Source organism: Pseudoxanthomonas suwonensis (genome assembly GCF_010093235.1).
Classification (GTDB): domain Bacteria; phylum Pseudomonadota; class Gammaproteobacteria; order Xanthomonadales; family Xanthomonadaceae; genus Pseudoxanthomonas; species Pseudoxanthomonas suwonensis.
Genome location: NZ_PDWP01000005.1, coordinates 65595 through 81845 on the forward strand (window position 1 = coordinate 65595; position 16251 = coordinate 81845).

Sequence of the window (16251 nt, forward strand, 5' to 3'; positions counted from 1 at the left end):
GGGCATCATCGGACACCGTCCGGGAACGGACTGCCATTCCACCAAGCATCCAGCCGGGGACGCATGAGCAGCAGCAACAGCGAGATCCTTTCCGTACGCGAGAAGGTCGGTTACAGCCTGGGTGACCTGTCGGCGAACCTGATCTTCCAGACGTTGATGACGTTCCTGGCGTACTTCTACACCGACATCTACCGCATCCCCGCCGCCACCGCGGCCACCATCATCTTCGTGGTCGGCCTGCTGGGTGCGTTCGTATTCACCCCGCTGGTGGCGGTGCTGGCCGACCGCACCCACTCCCGCTGGGGCAAGTTCCGGCCGTGGATCCTGTGGACCGCGGTGCCGTTCGGCGTGCTCTCGCTGCTGGCCTTCAGCACCCCGGACCTGGGCCCGCAGGGCAAGGTGATCTACGCGGCGACCACCTACACCCTGCTGGTGCTGGTGTACGCGGCCAACAACCTGCCGTACTCGGCGCTCAGCGGCGTGCTCACCGGCAACATGGGCGAGCGCAACAGCCTGTCGTCCTACCGTTTCGTGGCGGTGATGGTGGCCCAGCTGGTAGTGCAGGCCCTGCTGCTGCCGCTGGTCAACATCCTCGGCGACGGCGACCGCGTGCAGGGCTTCCGCAACACGATGCTGCTGTTCGCGGTGGTCGGCACCGTGTTCTTCCTGATCACGTTCTTCACCACCCGCGAGCGCGTGGTGCCGGCACAGGAGCAGAAGTCCAGCATCGGACGGGACCTCGCCGACCTGGCCGGCAACCGGCCCTGGCTGATCATGCTGCTGGTGACCATCCTGGTGTTCACCACCCTGGCGCTGAAGGGCGGTACCTACGTCTACTACTTCGAGAACTATCTGCAGGAGCCGGCGATGGCCCGCTTCCTGGACTCGATCGGCTTCTACAGCATCCTGGGGGGCATCAACTCGGCCCTGGTCGGCATGGGCCTGGCCGGCTTCGAACTGCCCGAGGATGCCACCACCTCCGCTTTCGGCCTGTTCAATGCCGGCGGCATCATCCTGATGGTGGTGGGTATCGGCTTCTCGCGGAAGCTGGCCGACCGGTTCGGCAAGCGCGACGTGTTCGGCGTGTTCCTGGTCATCTCGACCCTGTTCATGCTCGCCTTCTACGTCATCCCGCCGGATCGCATCGGCCTGGTGTTCGGTGCGCAGATCCTGCACGGCTTCTTCTACGGCATCACCATCCCGCTGCTGTGGGCGATGGTGGCCGACGTGGCCGACTACTCCGAATGGAAGAACCACCGCCGCGCCACCGCCATCATCTTCTCCGCGATCCTGTGCGGCCTGAAGGTCGGCCTGAGCGTGGGCGGTGCCCTGGTCGCCGGCATCCTCGCCCATTACGGCTACGACGCCGACCTGCAGGCGCAGTCGCCGGACACGATCAACGGCATCCGCCTGGCGGTGAGCCTGTACTGCTCGGTGCCGTTCCTGGTCGCCGCGGCCCTGCTGTTCTTCTACAAGATCAACAAGCCGATGGAATCGCAGATCGAGCGCGACCTGGCCGCGCGCCGCGTCGCCCAGCCGGCCTGAGGCATCAGCAAAGCAATCCCCGAGGAATCCCGATCCCATGGCAGACCGTGAATACACCCAGGCCGAGCTCGAAGAGATCGCCACCAAGGCCATCTCCAGACCGCTGGTGACCCACATCTACACCGCCGACCCCTCGGCGCACGTGTTCGAGGGCAAGCTGTACATCTATCCCTCGCACGACATCGAGACAGGCGCTGCGTTCGACGACGACGGCGGCCACTTCCAGATGGAGGACTACCACGTCTTCCGCCAGGACTCGCCCGACAGCCCGGCCGAGGACTGCGGCGTGGCCCTGCACGTGAAGGACGTGCCGTGGGCGGCCAGGCAGATGTGGGCCCCGGACGCGGCATGCAAGGACGGCAGGTACTACTTCTACTTCCCGGCCAAGCGCGCCGACGGCATCTTCCAGATCGGCGTCGCCATCGGCGACCGCCCGGAAGGTCCGTTCAAGGCCGAGCCGGAGGCGATCGAGGGCAGCTATTCGATCGACCCGGCCGTGTTCGGCGACGACGACGGCGAGCACTACATGTATTTCGGCGGCCTGTGGGGCGGCCAGCTGCAGAAGTACCGCGACAACCGCTACGACCCGGCCCACGAGGAGCCGGGCGACGACGAGCCGGCGCTGGGCGCCCGCGTGGCGCGCCTGTCGGCGGACATGAAGCGGTTCGCCGAGGCGCCGCGCGAGGTCGTGATCCTCGACGAGTCCGGGCAGCCGCTGAAGGCCGGCGACCATGCGCGGCGCTATTTCGAGGGCCCCTGGATGCACAAGTACCAGGGCACGTACTACCTCTCGTACTCGACCGGCAACACCCACCAGCTGTGCTACGCCACGGCCGACAACCCGTATGGCCCGTTCACCTACCGCGGCGTGATCCTCACCCCGGTGGTGGGCTGGACCACCCACCACTCGATCGTCGAGTTCGGCGGCAAGTGGTGGCTGTACTACCACGACTCGGTGCTGTCCGGCGGGGTGACCCACCTGCGGTCGATCAAGGTCACCGAGCTGCACTACGAAGCCGATGGCAGCATCCGCACCCTGCACCCGTATGGAGCGTGAGGTCGCGCTGCCGGGCGCGCTCGACGAGCTGCCGCCGGGCCCGCTGCTGACCCTGTCCGAAGGCGCCGTGGCGATCGACGTGGCGCCGGAGGCCGGTGGCCGCATCGCCCAGATCCGGGTCGACGGGATCGAGCAGCTCGTGGGCTACGGCGAGTACGGCTCGGATGCGGCCATCGCCTGGGGTTCGTATCCGATGGTGCCGTGGTGCGGCCGCATCCGCGACGGCCGCTTCGCCTTCGCCGGACAGGCGCACCAGCTGCCACGCAACCTCGGCGGCCACGCGATCCACGGCGTCGGTTTCGTCCTGCCCTGGCAGGTGGTCGAGCGTTCGCAGCGCGAGCTGGAGCTGGCGCTGGAACTGCCGGAGGACGGCCGCTGGCCGTTCGGCGGACGTGCCCGCCAGCGCATCGTGCTGGAGCCGCGCGGCCTGCTGCTGGAGCTGGCGGTCACCGCCGGGGAGAGGGCCATGCCGCTGACCTTCGGCTGGCATCCGTGGTTCCGCAAGCCGGAACGGCTGGAGTTCTCGCCCACCGCGATGTATCCGCGCGACGAGAGCCATGTCGCCACCCTGCCGCTGGTCCCGCCGGGGCCGGGGCCGTGGGACGACTGCTTCGTCAACACCGCGCCGGTGGTGCTGCACCGCGCCGGCCAGGTGCTGCGCCTGACCTCCGGATGCGACCACTGGGTGGTTTACGACGGCACCGCGCACGCGACCTGCGTGGAGCCGCAGACAGGCCCGGCCGATGCCTTCAACCTCGGCTCGCCGGAACTGCAGCCCGGGCAGGAGGCCTCGGCCTGGTACCGGATGGAGTGGGACTGAGGACCGGACCGGGCCTCAGTCGTCCAGCAGCGCCTGGATCGCGGCGAAGCCCGCGCTGGCGCGTTCCTTCTTGCGTTCGGCGTCGGCCACCGGGTCGGCGCCGTCGCGCTGCAGCTCGGCCGCGGGCAGTTCGTCCAGGAAGCGGCTGGGCTTGAGCCGCACCTTCTCGCGGAAGCGCCGGGTCTCGCGGCTGTAGCTCAGCCACAGGCGCTGCTTGGCGCGGGTGATGCCCACGTACATCAGCCGGCGCTCTTCCTCCAGCGAGCCTTCCTCCATGGCCGCATCGTGCGGCAGGGTGCCGTCCTCGCAGCCGATGATGAAGACATAGCCGAACTCCAGGCCCTTGGCCGCGTGCAGGCTCATCAGCCGCACCTGGTTGCCGCCGTCGTCCTTGTCGTTGCGCGACAGCAGTGCAAGCTGCGCGGCCAGGTCGCCGGCGGTGGCGCCGCGCGGACCGCCCTCGAACCACTCGGCCAGTTCGTCCAGGTTGGCCTTGCGGCGCTGGAACGAGGCCTCGTCCTTGCACTGCGCGCGCAGCTCGTTGAGCAGGCCGGACTTCTCGGCCAGGCGCCGCACCAGGTCCGCGGCGCTCAGCTTCGTGGCGTGCTCGCGCAGGTCGGCGATGGCGTCGTTGAACGCGCCCAGGCCGTTGGCCGCGCGCGGCGGCAGCTGCTGCAGGGCGCCGATCGACTGCGCCGCGCGCGACAGCGGCATGTGCTTGCTGGCGGCCAGCTCGGCCAGGCGCGCCAGCGAGGTCGCGCCGACCTCGCGCTTGGGCGACTGCACCGCGCGCAGGAAGGCCGCGTCGTCGTCCGGGTTGGCGATCACCCGCAGCCAGGAAAGCGCGTCCTTCACTTCCTGGCGTTCCAGGAAGGCGGTGCCGCCGGTGAGGTGGTAGGGCACGCGCAGCAGCTGCAGCGCCTTCTCCAGCGGCCGCGACTGGTGGTTGCTGCGGAACAGGATGCAGAACTCGCTCCACGGGACCTGCTTGGCCTCGTGCAGGAACGCGATCTCGCCGGCGACCTTCTCCGCCTCGTGCTCGTTGTCGCGGCACTCCCACACGCGGATGCGCTCGCCGTCGGCCTGGTCCGACCACAGGGTCTTGAGGTGCTTGTGCGGGTTGCGCGCGATCAGCGCGTTGGCCGCGCGCAGCACGCGGTTGGAGCAGCGGTAGTTCTGCTCCAGCTTGATCACCTGCAGGTTCGGGTAGTCCTGGCCCATCTGGTCCAGGTTCTCCGGGTTGGCGCCACGCCAGGCATAGATGCTCTGGTCGTCGTCGCCCACGCAGGTGAAGTTGCCGGCCGGGCCGGCGATGGCGCGCAGCAGCCGGTACTGGGCGTCGTTGGTGTCCTGGCACTCGTCGACCAGGAGGTAGCCGATGCGCTCGCGCCAGGCCCTGACCACGTCCTCGTTGCTCTCCAGTATCTGCAGCGGCAGGCGGATCAGGTCGTCGAAGTCGACCGCATTGAAGGTCTGCAGCCGCGCCTGGTAGCGCGCGTACAGCCTGGCCGCCTCCATCTCGCGGGTGGAGCGGGCCACGGCCAGGGCCTGCTCCGGCGACAGGCCGGCGTTCTTGGCGCGGGAGATCAGGTTGCGCGCGTCCTCGACCGAGTCCGGCTTGGCGCCGGGCATCAGGTCCTTGACCTGGGCGGCGGCGTCGTCGGCGTCGAAGATCGAAAAGCCGCGCTTGAGCCCGGCGGCCTCGTGCTCGATCTGCAGGAACTTCAGGCCCAGGGCGTGGAAGGTGCAGATGGTCAGGCCGTCGGCCGCGTCGCCCCTGATGCGCTTGGCCACGCGCTCGCGCATTTCCTTCGCCGACTTGTTGGTGAAGGTGATGGCCGCGATGCGCCGCGCCGGGTAGCGCCCGGTGGCGATCAGGTGGGCGATCTTCTCGACGATGACGCGGGTCTTGCCGCTGCCGGCGCCCGCAAGCACAAGCAGCGGGCCCTGGTCATGCAGTACGGCGGCGCGTTGCTGGGGATTGAGCACGGCGGGACGGATGGAACGGGCGGGCCATTCTACCCGCTGCGGCGGGCCTGCCGGCCGGGTCCGGTCCGCCGCGGACGCGCCTGGCGGCCCCGGGCCTCGGCCCCGGGGGGGGCGCTGCCGTAAAATCCCGCGATGGCCAAGCTCTACTTCTACTACTCGGCGATGAACGCCGGGAAGACCCCCACGCTGCTGCAGTCGGCGTACAACTACCGCGAACGCGGCATGCGCACGCTGATCCTGACGCCGCGCCTGGACGACCGCGGCGGTCGCGGCGGGGTGGTCGCCTCGCGCATCGGCCTGCGCGCCGAGGGTACGGCCTTCGACCGGGACACCGACCTGGAGTGGCTGGTGGAGCAGGACATCGCCGCCCACGGGAAACTGGGCTGCGTGCTGGTCGACGAGGCCCAGTTCCTGTCCCGGGCCCAGGTCTGGCAGCTGAGCGAGGTCGTCGACCGCCTGCGCATCCCGGTGCTGTGCTACGGCCTGCGCACCGACTTCCGCGGCGAGCTGTTCGAGGGCAGCCAGTACCTGCTGGCCTGGGCCGACGAGCTTCAGGAGATCAAGACCATCTGCCACAGCGGCAAGAAGGCGACCATGAACGTGCGCGTCGACGCCCAGGGCCGCGCCGTGCAGGACGGCCCGCAGGTGGAGATCGGCGGCAACGAGCGCTACGTCTCGGTCAGCCGGCCCGAGTTCAAGAAGGTCATGCGTGGCGAGGGCCTGATCGAGCCGCTGCAGGCGCCGCTCCTGTAGCCGCCCGCTGCGGCGGGTGCACGCCCGCGCCTTCCGTCGTTCCCGCGATCCTTCGCCCGCAGGGGCAGTCGTCCGGTGAGCGCGTAACAGCCGAACAGGTAGAGCCCGTAAAGCGCGCCGACGGCCACCGCCAGCTGCAGGGCGTCCACGGTTCCTGCGGAGAGCAGGCGCAGGACAGTGCGGGCGATCGCCCAGACCCCCGCGAGCGCCAGCACGCCGCTGGCGAGGCGGGTAACGATGCGCGCATCGGCGATCCCGTTCCCGTGCTTCATTGGCCGCTCCTGGCAGGCATCCGTGCCAGCGCAATCTATCGCCGCGCGGCGGCGCCCGCCACCCGGCGGCGACCTCAGCCTCGGCCGGCGACTGAAGGCAGCCAGACCTCGAAATGGACCTGTTCGTCGCGGTTGACGGCGTCCAGCCGCCCGCCATGGGCCAGGACGAACTGCTGGGCGATGAACAGGCCCAGGCCCAGGCCATGGCTGGAGCGGAACGAGCCCTTGAACGGCTCGAACAGGCGCGGCATCAACGCATCGTCGATCCGCCCGGGGTTGGACACCCGCAGCAGCACGCCGTCCGTACCGGCGGCCGCCGCGGCCACCTCCACCTGGCCGCCGCTGCCGTGCAGCACGGCGTTGCCGACCAGGTTGGCGACCACCTGTGCCAGCCGGTCCGGATCGCCGGTCAGCGGCAGCGGGCCGGACACCTGCAGCCCGATCCGGGCGTCCGGATGGGCGCGCCGCATCTCGCCCGCCGCGCCGGCGAGCAGGTCGCCGAGTTCCAGGGGTTGCGGCTGCAGGTGCAGCCCGCCGCTGCGGATGCGCGAGAAGTCCAGCAGCTGCTCGACCATCCGCGCCATGCGCCAGCCGCTGTTCTCCAGGTGCGCCAGCGTGCGCTGCACGCGGGCGTCGTCCGGCAGCTGCATCGCCAGCTTCTCCGCGCATACCAGCATCGCCGACAGCGGCGTGCGCAGGTCGTGGGTAAGCACGGCCATCATCGTCTCGTTGAGCTGGAGCGCGCGCTCGAGAGTGTCGGCGCGCTCCCGCAGCAGGCGGCGCTGCTGGAACAGCTCGACGAACACCTTGACCTTGCCGGCGATCACCTGCGGCTCCACCGGCTTGTGCAGGAAATCCACGGCGCCGGCCTCGTAGCCCTTGAAGGCGCGCCGCGGGTCGCTGGGCGAGGCGGTGAGGAAGATGATCGGCACTTCGCGGCTGCGCGACGCGCCGCGCATGAGCTCGGCCAGCGAGAATCCGTCCATTTCCGGCATGTGCACGTCCAGCAGCGCCACGGCGACCTCGTTCGCCAGCAGCAGCTCGAGTGCCTCGGTGCCGGACCCGGCGCACAGCACCTCCACGTCGTCGCGCTGCAGCAGCGCGCGCATGGCCACCAGGTTCTCGGCCACGTCGTCCACGACCAGGACGTTGGCCTTGCCCGGGGAGGGGCTGGCCGCGGGGGCGGAAAGACTGACGTTCATGGCTGGAAACCCCGCAATCGTTCGCGAATCTGGCCGAGGGTGAGGACCTCGTCGGCGCCGGCGTGGGCCAGCGCGGAGGCCGGCATCATCGAGGAGACGGCTTCGTCCGGGCACTGGATCCAGGCCACCCCGCCGGCCTCGCGCACCGCCGCGATGCCCTGGCTGCCGTCGCTGGAGGCCCCGGTCAGCAGCAGCGCCAGCAGGCGCCGGCCGAAGACCGCGGCGGCGCTCTCGAACAGTGGGTCGATCGCCGGGCGCGAGAACATCACCGGCTCGTCCTGCGAAAGCGCGAGCGTCTCCCGGTCCTCGACCAGCAGGTGGTAGTCGGGCGGGGCGACCCAGACCGTGCCCGGGCGCAGCCGCGCCTTGTCCTCCGCCTCGGCCACCGGCAGCGGGCAGCCGTGGCCGAACAGCTCCGCAAGCTGGCTGGGCCGGTCCCGCGGCAGGTGCTGCACCACCAGCACCGGCCCCGGAAGCCCGGCAGGCAGCGCGTCCAGCAGCATCCGCAACGCGGACACGCCGCCGGAGGAGGCGCCCACCACGATGGCGTCGAAGCGGCGGGACAGGGACGTCGCCTTGCTCATGCGACCTTCCGGTACAGCCGGTGTTCGCGCGAGCAGGCCTCGAACCGGTCCGCGTGCGCGCCGAACTGCAGCGATTCCTTGCTGCCCAGGCCGAGGAAGCCGCGGTGCACCAGGGCGTCGTGGAACAGGCCCACCGCACGGTCCTGCAGGGCACGCCTGAAGTAGATCAGCACGTTGCGGCACGACACCAGGTGGACTTCGGAGAACACCTCGTCCGTGGCCAGGCTGTGGTCGGCGAATACCACGTTGCGCCTGAGGCGGCGGTCGAACAGCGCGCCGTCGTAGCCGGTGGTGTAGTAGTCCGACAGCGAGGCGCGGCCGCCGGCGGCCAGGTAGTTGCGGCTGAAGCCGGCCATGCGGTCGATCGGGAACACGCCGGCCTCGGCCGCCTCCAGCGCCTCGGGATTGATGTCGGTGGCGTAGAGCAGGGTCCGGTCGAGCAGGCCTTCCTCGTGCAGCAGGATGGCCAGCGACCACACCTCCTCGCCCGTGCTGCAGCCGGCCACCCAGACCTTGCACGAGGGATAGGTCTGCAGCACCGGCACGACCTGCTCGCGCAGGGTGCGGAAATAGCCGGGGTCGCGGAACATCTCCGAGACCTGCACGGTGAAGTACTGCATCGCCTCGGTGAACAGGGCCGGTTCGTGCAGCAGGCGGTGCTGGAACGCGGCCACCGAGTCGCAGCCGAAGCGTTCCATCGCCTGGCGCACGCGCCGGCGCAGCGACGAGGCCGCGTAGTCACGGAAGTCGTAGTGGTAGCGCCGGTAGACCGCTTCCAGCAGCACGCCCAGCTCCAGGTCGAACAGCTCGGCCGCGTTCATCGCCGCGCGCACCATACCCGGCACAGCGAGATCAGCTTGTCCACGTCCACCGGCTTGGCGATGTAGTCGTTGGCGCCGGCCGCCAGGCAGTTCTCGCGGTCGTCGGCCATGGCCTTGGCGGTCAGGGCGATGATCGGCAGGTCCTGCCACGAGGGGTTGCGGCGGATCTCGCGCATCGCGGCCAGGCCGTCCATCTCCGGCATCATGATGTCCATCAGCACCAGGTCGAACTCGCGCCCGCCGCCCAGCGTCTCCAGCGCCTCGCGGCCGTTGCGCGCGATCTCCAGGCGCACGCCCAGCGGCTCGAGCACGCTGGACAGGGCGAAGACGTTGCGCACGTCGTCCTCCACCAGCAGCACCGCGCGGCCGTCGAGCACAGCGTCGCGCCGGCGCGCCTCGCGCAGCAGGCGCTGCTGGTCGCCGGGCAGCGAGGCCTCCACGCTGTGCAGGAACAGGGTGACCTCGTCCAGCAGCCGCTCCGGCGAGCGCGCGCCCTTGATGATGATGCTCTTGGAATAACGCCGCAGGCGCTGCTCTTCGTCGCGGGTGAGCGCCCGGCCGGTGTACACGATCACCGGCGGGAAGGCGCCGGCGGCGCCGTTGGACATCCGCTCCAGCAGGTCGTAGCCGCTGCCGTCGGGGAGGGACAGGTCGGTGACCATGCAGTCGAAGGTGCTCTGCCCGAGCTGGGCTAGCGCCTCGGCGATGGTGCCCACCGCCACGATCTCCAGCTGGTCGCGGGCCAGCAGCAACTGCAGGTTCGCGCGCAGTTCGCGGTCGTCCTCGACGATGAGCAGGCGGCGCATGTCGCGGGCGTGGGTTTCCTCGAGCTGGTGGAAGGCCGAGGCCAGGCGCTCGCGCGTCGCCGGCTTGATCAGATAGCCCACCGCGCCCAGTTCCATCGCCACCTGGCTGCGTTCCAGGGCCGAGACCACGTGCACCGGGATGTGGCGGGTGGCAGGGTCACGCTTGAGGCGTTCCAGAACGCTGAGCCCGGAGACGTCCGGGAGGCCGATATCGAGCAGGATGCCGCTGGGTCGATGCTCCGCCGCCAGGGCCAGCCCTTCCTCGGCCGTGGTCGCGACCACGCAGTCGAAGTCCAGCTCGTGCGCCAGCGCGACCAGCGCCTCGGCGAAGCGGGCGTCGTCCTCGATGGCCAGGATCAGGCGGCCGGGATGGCGGCGCTGCCCGCGGTCGTCTGCAACGCGCGCCGGGACGGCCCCGGCCGGCTGCGCGCTGCCTGCGTCCTGCGCCCGTGCGACGACCGCGGCCGATACCGGCGCGGCCGGCCGTGCTTCCGCCTGCACCGCGGCTCCTGCCTCCGCTTCGGCGGCGGGCGCACCGTCGACCGGGAGCTCGAGGGTGAAGCAGCTGCCGCGGCCCGGCTCGCTCTCCACGACCAGGGTGCCGCCCATGCGTTGCGCCAGGTCGCGCGAGATGGCCAGGCCCAGGCCGGTGCCGCCGAAGCGCCGGCTGGTGCTGCCATCGGCCTGGCGGAACGCCTCGAAGATCACCTCGGTCTGTTCCCGGGCGATGCCGATGCCGGTGTCGCTCACCGAGAAGCGCATGCGCCGCTCGCCGCAGGCCTCGATCTTCAGCGATACCGAGCCGTGCTCGGTGAACTTGACCGCGTTGGCCAGCAGGTTCTTCAGGATCTGCTGCAGGCGCTGGCCGTCGGCCACGAACTGCGCCGGCGCGTCCGCGGCCGCTTCCATGCGCAACTCCAGGCCCTTCTGTTGCGCCAGCGGCTCGAAGGTCTCGCGCAGGCGGGCGAGCACGGTGCCGGTGTGCAGGGTCTCGTCGACCAGCTCCACGTGGCCGGCCTCGATCCGTGACAGGTCGAGGATGTCGTTGATCAGCGCAAGCAGGTCGTTGTTGGCCGAATGGATCGCCCGCGCGTACTTGACCTGCTCGTCGGTCAGCGTGCCTTCGCGGTTCTCGGCCAGCAGGCGGGCCAGGATCAGCGCGCTGTTGAGCGGGGTGCGCAGCTCGTGCGACATGTTGGCCAGGAATTCGGACTTGTAGCGGGATGCCGCGGCCAGTTCGGCGCGGCTGCGCAGCAGGTCGTCCTGGGCCGCGATCAGGTACTGGCGCTGCGCCTCCAGCTCGTGGGTGCGTTCCTCCAGTTGGACGTTGGTCGCCTCCAGCTCGGCCTGCTGCGCCTCGAGGTTGGCCTGCGACTGCTGCAAGGTGCGGCTCTGCTCTTCCAGCTCCTCGTTGGCGACCCGCAGTTCCTCCTGCTGCGCCTGCAGTTCCTCGCTCTGGCGCTGGGTTTCCTCCAGCAGCGCGATGAGGTCGGCGCGCAGGCGCGCGGTGCGCAGGGCCACGCCGATCTTCTCGGCGCAGCGGCGCAGCAGCTCCAGGGCCAGCTCCTGGTTGGCGGTGTCCGTGGTGCGGCCCAGTTCCAGCGCACCATTGACCGCCCCGTCGGCGGTGACCGGGGAGACCAGGACCGCGCGCGCGGGGCTGTCGCCCAGTGCCGACTCGACCGCCACGTGCGCGGCCGCCAGGCCCCGCACCAGGCGCGGTTCGGGCCGGGCCACGGTCTCCCAGAGCTGGCCGCTGCCGGCGGGGATGCGCGCGGGGGCCTGCCTGGCCAGGGCCACTCCGCCCACCAGGGCGAGCTGCTCCTGCTCCAGCTGGTAGAGCACGCCGGTCTGCGCGCCGCACAGGCGGCACAGTTCGCGCAGTGCATGCTCGGCCACGCGGTCCGGGGTGAGGTCGCCCTGCAGGGCCAGGGCGACGGCGTTCTCCGCCTGCTGCAGCCACAGTGCGCGCTCGGCCTGCTGCCGCGCGCGGATCGCCTGCACCACGATCAGCGCGGTGGTGGCGAAGCAGATCGCGCCTATGGAGCGGTTGACGACGGAGAAGGCCGAGTTGTCGCTGGGCGGCGCGAGGTTGAAGCCGAGCACCAGCAGCACGCAGGCCAGCCCCGCGATCGCCAATGGGACCCAGGCACGGCGCTGGAAGATGGTCGTGCCGATGGCCAGGAAATACAGCAGCCAGACCGTGTAGCCGAGGGGAACCACCAGTTCAAGGCCGATGGTCGCAGCGGCCAGCACCACCGCGACGGCGAGAATGCCGGAATCACGCCCGGTCACGATCCCCTGTTTGTCCATCCCCCTGCCCGGCTCCGTTCAGTGAAAGCGCGAGATGGTAACGACCGCGTTGTCGACGCCGTCTTCACGCGCCATTCCCAACCTGTGCAGGTTTTGTGCAGCCCACAGGGGGAAGGATGGAAGTCGGAATGGAGCGCGCGTCGCCCGCGCGCGGGACCGTGCCCGGAGGCACGGCATGAGCGCGGCGCCGAAGGTGCTGCTGGTGGAGGACCAGTTCGAGCTGAGGGACCTGCTGTGCGACGTGCTGCAGGACATGGGCATGGACGTGCGCACCGCGGACGACGGCCAGGCCGCGATGCGGATCCTGGAGACCTGGTCCTGCGACGTGCTTTTCAGCGACATCCACATGCCGGGACCGGTCGACGGCATCGGACTGGCCGCGCACCTGCTGGCCGCGCGTCCGCTGGCGCGGGTGATCCTGGCCTCGGGGCATCCCCGCACCCAGCTGCCGGCCCTGCCGGCCGGAGTCCGTTTCCTGCAGAAGCCGTTCCGCCTGGTGCAGTTCACCGAGCTGATCCGGGAGGCGCAGCTGGCGTCGGCCTGAGCCGGTTCCGCGCGGGAACCGGCTGCGGGCGGATGCGTCAGTACACCACCCGCTGCGCCGGCGGGGGCGGATTCCACTGGTACAGCCAGGTCTCGGTCAGGGGCCGGCCCTTGTGGCGCAGGTACAGGCGGATGTCGATCTGGGTGGTGGAGTCGTCCGGCGGCACCACGTCGAACATCGCTCGATAGCCCTTGATCGGGTGCAGCGGGCGGGCGGAGACCGTCTCCAGCCGGCCGCGGCTGGTTTCCACCACCGCCTCGACCTCGGCGTTGGCCGCGGCCAGCGCCGCCAGTTCGCCGCCGGCGAAGTCCACCGCGAAGCGCCAGGAAAAGTACTCGCGCTTCCTGCCGACCACGCCGCCCAGGCCGGTGCGGGTGGCCACGCACTCGGCCAGCTGCGGGCGCGCCGGGGCATGCTCGCCCCAGAACAGGCGGTAGCCGAACAGCAGTTCCTGGCCCGGCTGCGGCTTCGCTTCCGGGTTCCAGAACGCGACGATGTTGTCGAAGGTCTCGTCGACGGTGGGGATCTCCACCAGCTGCACCGAGCCTTTGCCCCAGCCGTGCTTGGGCTCGACCCACAGGCTCGGGCGCTTCTCGTAGAAGACGCCGTCGTCCTGGTAGTGGTCGAAGTCGCGGTCGCGCTGCAGCAGGCCGAAGCCGCGCGGGTTGTCGTCGGCGAAGGCGTTGAAGCGCAGGTGCTCGGGATTGCCCAGCGGCCGCCAGATCCACTCGCCGTTGCCGGTGTGCATGGCCAGGCCGTCGGTGTCGTGGATCTCCGGGCGCCAGTCCCAGGCCATGCGGCGGTCGTTCTCGCCGACCTGGTACATGCTGGTGGCCGGGGCGATGCCCAGGCGCTCGATCTGCTTGCGCGGGTACAGCGCGGCGTCCACGTCCATCACCAGCGGCTCGCCCCTGGTGATCGCGAAGCGGTAGGCGCCGGCGACGCTGGGCGAATCCAGCAGGGCGTAGACCACCAGGGTCTCCGAGCCCGGCTGCGGGCGCTCCAGCCAGAACGCGGTGAAGTCCGGGAATTCCTCCGGGCGCGGCATGCCGGTGTCGATCGCCAGGCCGCGCGCGGACAGGCCGTACTGCATGCTCGAGCCGACCGCGCGGAAATAGCTGGCGCCCAGGAACGCCGCCCAGTCGCGGCGCACGTCGTCCGGGGAGTTCAGGCGGAAGCCGGCAAAGCCCAGGTCCTTCGGCAGGCGCTTGCCGTTGATGCCGCTGCGCCCGTAGTCGAACATGCCCGGGTCGTAGGCCAGCTCCTGCGCCTGCCCGCCGGCGACCTCGAACATGCGCACGGCGCGCTTGAAGTACAGGCCCAGGTGGAAGAACTTGGCCTGGAACCTCGAGCCGGGCAGGTCGCCCCACAGCGCGTGGTCCTGGCGGAAGCCGATCGACTGGTACTGGTCCCAGTCCAGCGACGCGACCGATGGCGGCAGCGACTCGCTGCGCGGCTGGTACGGACGTCCGGCCATGGCACGGGCGTGGCCCTTGAGCCAGGCATAGTCGAAGGGATGGCGGTTGCCCAGCGGGACAGGGGCTGCGGCGGCGGTGAACAGCGGAAGCGGCAGGCCCGCGGCGGCGAGAGCGGCGGCCGTGCGGGCCAGGAACTGGCGTCGGTGCATGGGCGCGATCGGATAGGGGAGGGGCGCGTCATCTTAAGCACCCCGCGCACGGCACGCGCGCCGGGGAGCCCGGGGACATCTCCCTGTTCAGCAAACGGAACGGTGGAGCCGGGGGCTCCCCGCCGCCGCGGGCACGGCCGCTGCCGTCGTCCGGGGCCGGCTGCCGGCTCCGTCCCGCCCTGCCGTTGGCAGCGCGGGCACCAGGTGCGGGTGCGCTGGCCGATGCTGGCCTCGCGCAACGGGGTCCCGCAGGCCGGGCAGGGCAGGCCGCCGCGGCCGTAGACCGCCAGTTCCTGCTCGAAGTAGCCGGGCGCACCGTCGGGGTTGAGGAAGTCGCGCAGGGTGGTGCCGCCGCGGGTGATGGCGTAACCGAGGATCTCCTTCACCGCCTCGGCCAGGGCGATGTAGCGGGCGCGGGAGACCTTGCCGGCCGCGCGCAGCGGCGAGATGCCGGCGCGAAACAGGCTTTCAGCGGCGTAGATGTTGCCCACGCCGACCACGATCCGCTGGTCCATCAGGAACGCCTTCACCGGCGCGCTGCGGCCGCGGCTGCGGGCGAACAGCCAGTGGCCGTCGAAGTCGTCCGACAACGGCTCCGGGCCCAGGTCCTGCAGCAGCTCGTGGATGGTGCCGGCCGGCTGCCACAGCAGGCAGCCAAAGCGCCGCGGATCGGTGAAGCGCAGCACCCGTCCCGAGTCCAGGGCAATGTCGACGTGATCGTGGGCGTTCACCGGCGTTTGCGGCGGCAGGACACGCAGCATCCCGGACATGCCCAGGTGCAGCAGGGCGCTGTCGCCCGCTTCGGTGTCCAGCAGCAGGTACTTGGCGCGGCGGCGGACCGCCGCGATGCGGCGCCCGGGCAGCTTGCGGGCGACCTCAGGCGGGATGGGCCAGCGCAGGTCGGGCCGGCGCAGGATCACGGCGGTGACCCGTCGCCCCTCCACGTGCGGCGCCAGGCCGCGCCGGGTGGTCTCGACCTCGGGCAGCTCGGGCATGCCTCAGCCCGCCGCGGCGAGGTAACGGATCCCGCCGTCCAGCGGTTCCTGCCAGACCCGCACCGGGCCGCCGAAGGTCTGCGACAGCCGCTCGCCGGTGAGCATGTCCGCCGGGGTGCCGTCGCCGAGGACGCGCCCGCCCTGCATCAGCACCACGCGGCCGATCTCCGGGACGATCTCCTCCACATGGTGGGTGACCAGGACCAGGGTCACGCCCCCGCGGGCCAGGGCGCGCAGGCGCTCCAGCAGGTGGCCGCGGGCGACCACGTCCAGCGCGGTGCTGGGTTCGTCCAGCAGCAGGGCCTGCGGGCGGTTCACCAGGGCGCGGGCGATCAACACCCGGCGCTGCTCGCCGGCCGACAGCTGGGCGTAGTAACGGTGGCGCAGGGGCAGGGCGCCGGCGCGCTCCAAGGCCTCGGCGGCGCGCTCGCGCTGGCTGTCGTCGATTTCCCTGAACGGCGGCAGGGCGAAACTGGCAAACAGGCCGCCCAGCACCGCGTCCTCCGCGGTGAGGCCCTCCAGCCCGGCCAGGGTGGCGCCGAAGTCGCCGGTGACGATGCCCAGCTGCGAGCGCAGCCGGTCCACCTGCCAGCGGGCCTGGCCCAGCACCCGCACCGGGGCCTCGCCGGCCCGGGCCAGCGGGTAGAGCTCGCGGGTAATGAGCTTGATCAGGGTCGACTTGCCGCAGCCGTTGGGGCCGAGGATGGCCGTGTGCTGGCCCTGGTCGATGCGCAGGCAAAGCTCGTCCAGGACCCGGACCTGGCCGCGCACAACGCTGGCGCGATCCAGTTCGATCAGGGGCGGCGGGGTGGCCGGTTCGGCCAGGGGGGAGGGTGACGACATGGGAAAGTTTCCTGAACGGCGGCAGCCGCCAGGATCCATACCGTGCGGTGCAGGATGAAGTTTGCCGGAGCAGGGCCCAT

General features: G+C 70.8%; 13 protein-coding genes and 1 pseudogene. 5 read left to right on the top strand and 9 right to left on the bottom strand.

All coding sequences use genetic code 11. From position 1 onward, the window contains the following. Positions 1-63 precede the first annotated feature (63 nt). Genes CSC68_RS03365 through CSC68_RS03375 form a run of 3 tightly spaced genes read left to right on the top strand, consistent with a single transcriptional unit; the run spans position 64 to position 3422 of the window. The gene (locus CSC68_RS03365) at positions 64-1545 is read left to right on the top strand and encodes an MFS transporter (RefSeq protein ID WP_162202088.1); all 1482 of its coding nucleotides are present in this window, start codon (positions 64-66) and stop codon (positions 1543-1545) included. 37 nt (positions 1546-1582) lie between these two features. Beyond that, a complete protein-coding gene (locus CSC68_RS03370; protein WP_162202089.1) occupies positions 1583-2602 on the top strand; it encodes a glycoside hydrolase family 43 protein in 1020 nt (339 codons plus the stop codon). Then, complete coding sequence (locus tag CSC68_RS03375; protein ID WP_162202155.1) at positions 2592-3422, top strand: aldose 1-epimerase; 831 nt, start codon at positions 2592-2594, stop codon at positions 3420-3422. The genes CSC68_RS03370 and CSC68_RS03375 overlap by 11 nt, the downstream gene beginning before the upstream one ends. A 15-nt stretch (positions 3423-3437) precedes the next feature. On the opposite strand, the gene CSC68_RS03380 is transcribed toward CSC68_RS03375, so the two are convergent. Beyond that, on the bottom strand, positions 3438-5411 hold the full coding sequence (locus CSC68_RS03380; protein WP_162202090.1) for a UvrD-helicase domain-containing protein: 1974 nt from the start codon (positions 5409-5411) through the stop codon (positions 3438-3440). Between the two features lie 132 nt (positions 5412-5543). Here CSC68_RS03380 and CSC68_RS03385 point away from each other — a divergent pair, with 132 nt between their 5' ends. Then, positions 5544-6164 (top strand): thymidine kinase, encoded by a 621-nt coding sequence (locus tag CSC68_RS03385; protein WP_162202091.1) that lies wholly within the window; start codon positions 5544-5546, stop codon positions 6162-6164. Here the strand turns inward: CSC68_RS03385 and CSC68_RS03390 are convergent. The 5 genes from CSC68_RS03390 to CSC68_RS03410 all read right to left on the bottom strand — a co-directional run bounded on the left by CSC68_RS03390 (position 6080) and on the right by CSC68_RS03410 (position 12162). Next, the gene (locus tag CSC68_RS03390) at positions 6080-6436 is read right to left on the bottom strand and encodes a hypothetical protein (protein ID WP_162202092.1); all 357 of its coding nucleotides are present in this window, start codon (positions 6434-6436) and stop codon (positions 6080-6082) included. The genes CSC68_RS03385 and CSC68_RS03390 overlap by 85 nt on opposite strands. 74 nt (positions 6437-6510) lie before the next feature. After that, positions 6511-7638, bottom strand: a complete 1128-nt coding sequence (locus tag CSC68_RS03395; protein ID WP_162202093.1) for a hybrid sensor histidine kinase/response regulator — start codon at positions 7636-7638, stop codon at positions 6511-6513. Beyond that, positions 7635-8222, bottom strand: a complete 588-nt coding sequence (locus CSC68_RS03400; RefSeq protein WP_162202094.1) for a chemotaxis protein CheB — start codon at positions 8220-8222, stop codon at positions 7635-7637. The genes CSC68_RS03395 and CSC68_RS03400 overlap by 4 nt, the downstream gene beginning before the upstream one ends. Beyond that, entirely contained in the window at positions 8219-9043 is an 825-nt protein-coding gene (locus CSC68_RS03405) for a CheR family methyltransferase (protein ID WP_162202095.1), read from the bottom strand. Before CSC68_RS03405 ends, CSC68_RS03400 begins: the two co-directional genes overlap by 4 nt. Continuing rightward, positions 9040-12162: a response regulator gene (locus CSC68_RS03410; protein WP_162202096.1), complete on the bottom strand. Its 3123-nt coding sequence runs from the start codon at positions 12160-12162 to the stop codon at positions 9040-9042. Before CSC68_RS03410 ends, CSC68_RS03405 begins: the two co-directional genes overlap by 4 nt. Before the next feature lie 175 nt (positions 12163-12337). Here CSC68_RS03410 and CSC68_RS03415 point away from each other — a divergent pair, with 175 nt between their 5' ends. After that, on the top strand, positions 12338-12706 hold the full coding sequence (locus tag CSC68_RS03415) for a response regulator (protein WP_162202097.1): 369 nt from the start codon (positions 12338-12340) through the stop codon (positions 12704-12706). Between the two features lie 37 nt (positions 12707-12743). On the opposite strand, the gene CSC68_RS03420 is transcribed toward CSC68_RS03415, so the two are convergent. The 3 genes and pseudogenes from CSC68_RS03420 to CSC68_RS03430 form a co-directional block, all read right to left on the bottom strand. Continuing rightward, positions 12744-14333 carry an OpgD/OpgG family glucan biosynthesis protein gene (locus CSC68_RS03420; protein ID WP_162202098.1) on the bottom strand — a complete coding sequence of 530 codons (1590 nt, stop codon included), beginning with the start codon at positions 14331-14333 and terminating at the stop codon, positions 12744-12746. 182 nt (positions 14334-14515) lie between these two features. Next, positions 14516-15328, bottom strand: a pseudogene (mutM, locus tag CSC68_RS03425) (bifunctional DNA-formamidopyrimidine glycosylase/DNA-(apurinic or apyrimidinic site) lyase); the annotation flags it as partial. A 3-nt stretch (positions 15329-15331) separates the two neighbouring features. Beyond that, on the bottom strand, positions 15332-16171 hold the full coding sequence (locus CSC68_RS03430) for an ABC transporter ATP-binding protein (protein WP_211365679.1): 840 nt from the start codon (positions 16169-16171) through the stop codon (positions 15332-15334). Positions 16172-16251 lie beyond the last annotated feature (80 nt).

What these genes read in the sequence shown, in the direction of transcription:
- CSC68_RS03365 (WP_162202088.1), top strand. Translation starts at nt 64, where the DNA reads ATGAGCAGCAGCAACAGCGAGATCCTTTCCGTACGCGAGAAGGTCGGT.
- CSC68_RS03370 (WP_162202089.1), top strand. Translation starts at nt 1,583, where the DNA reads ATGGCAGACCGTGAATACACCCAGGCCGAGCTCGAAGAGATCGCCACC.
- CSC68_RS03375 (WP_162202155.1), top strand. Translation starts at nt 2,592, where the DNA reads ATGGAGCGTGAGGTCGCGCTGCCGGGCGCGCTCGACGAGCTGCCGCCG.
- CSC68_RS03385 (WP_162202091.1), top strand. Translation starts at nt 5,544, where the DNA reads ATGGCCAAGCTCTACTTCTACTACTCGGCGATGAACGCCGGGAAGACC.
- CSC68_RS03390 (WP_162202092.1), bottom strand. Translation starts at nt 6,436, where the DNA reads ATGAAGCACGGGAACGGGATCGCCGATGCGCGCATCGTTACCCGCCTC.
- CSC68_RS03395 (WP_162202093.1), bottom strand. Translation starts at nt 7,638, where the DNA reads ATGAACGTCAGTCTTTCCGCCCCCGCGGCCAGCCCCTCCCCGGGCAAG.
- CSC68_RS03400 (WP_162202094.1), bottom strand. Translation starts at nt 8,222, where the DNA reads ATGAGCAAGGCGACGTCCCTGTCCCGCCGCTTCGACGCCATCGTGGTG.
- CSC68_RS03405 (WP_162202095.1), bottom strand. Translation starts at nt 9,043, where the DNA reads ATGAACGCGGCCGAGCTGTTCGACCTGGAGCTGGGCGTGCTGCTGGAA.
- CSC68_RS03410 (WP_162202096.1), bottom strand. Translation starts at nt 12,162, where the DNA reads ATGGACAAACAGGGGATCGTGACCGGGCGTGATTCCGGCATTCTCGCC.
- CSC68_RS03415 (WP_162202097.1), top strand. Translation starts at nt 12,338, where the DNA reads ATGAGCGCGGCGCCGAAGGTGCTGCTGGTGGAGGACCAGTTCGAGCTG.
- CSC68_RS03420 (WP_162202098.1), bottom strand. Translation starts at nt 14,333, where the DNA reads ATGCACCGACGCCAGTTCCTGGCCCGCACGGCCGCCGCTCTCGCCGCC.
- CSC68_RS03430 (WP_211365679.1), bottom strand. Translation starts at nt 16,171, where the DNA reads ATGTCGTCACCCTCCCCCCTGGCCGAACCGGCCACCCCGCCGCCCCTG.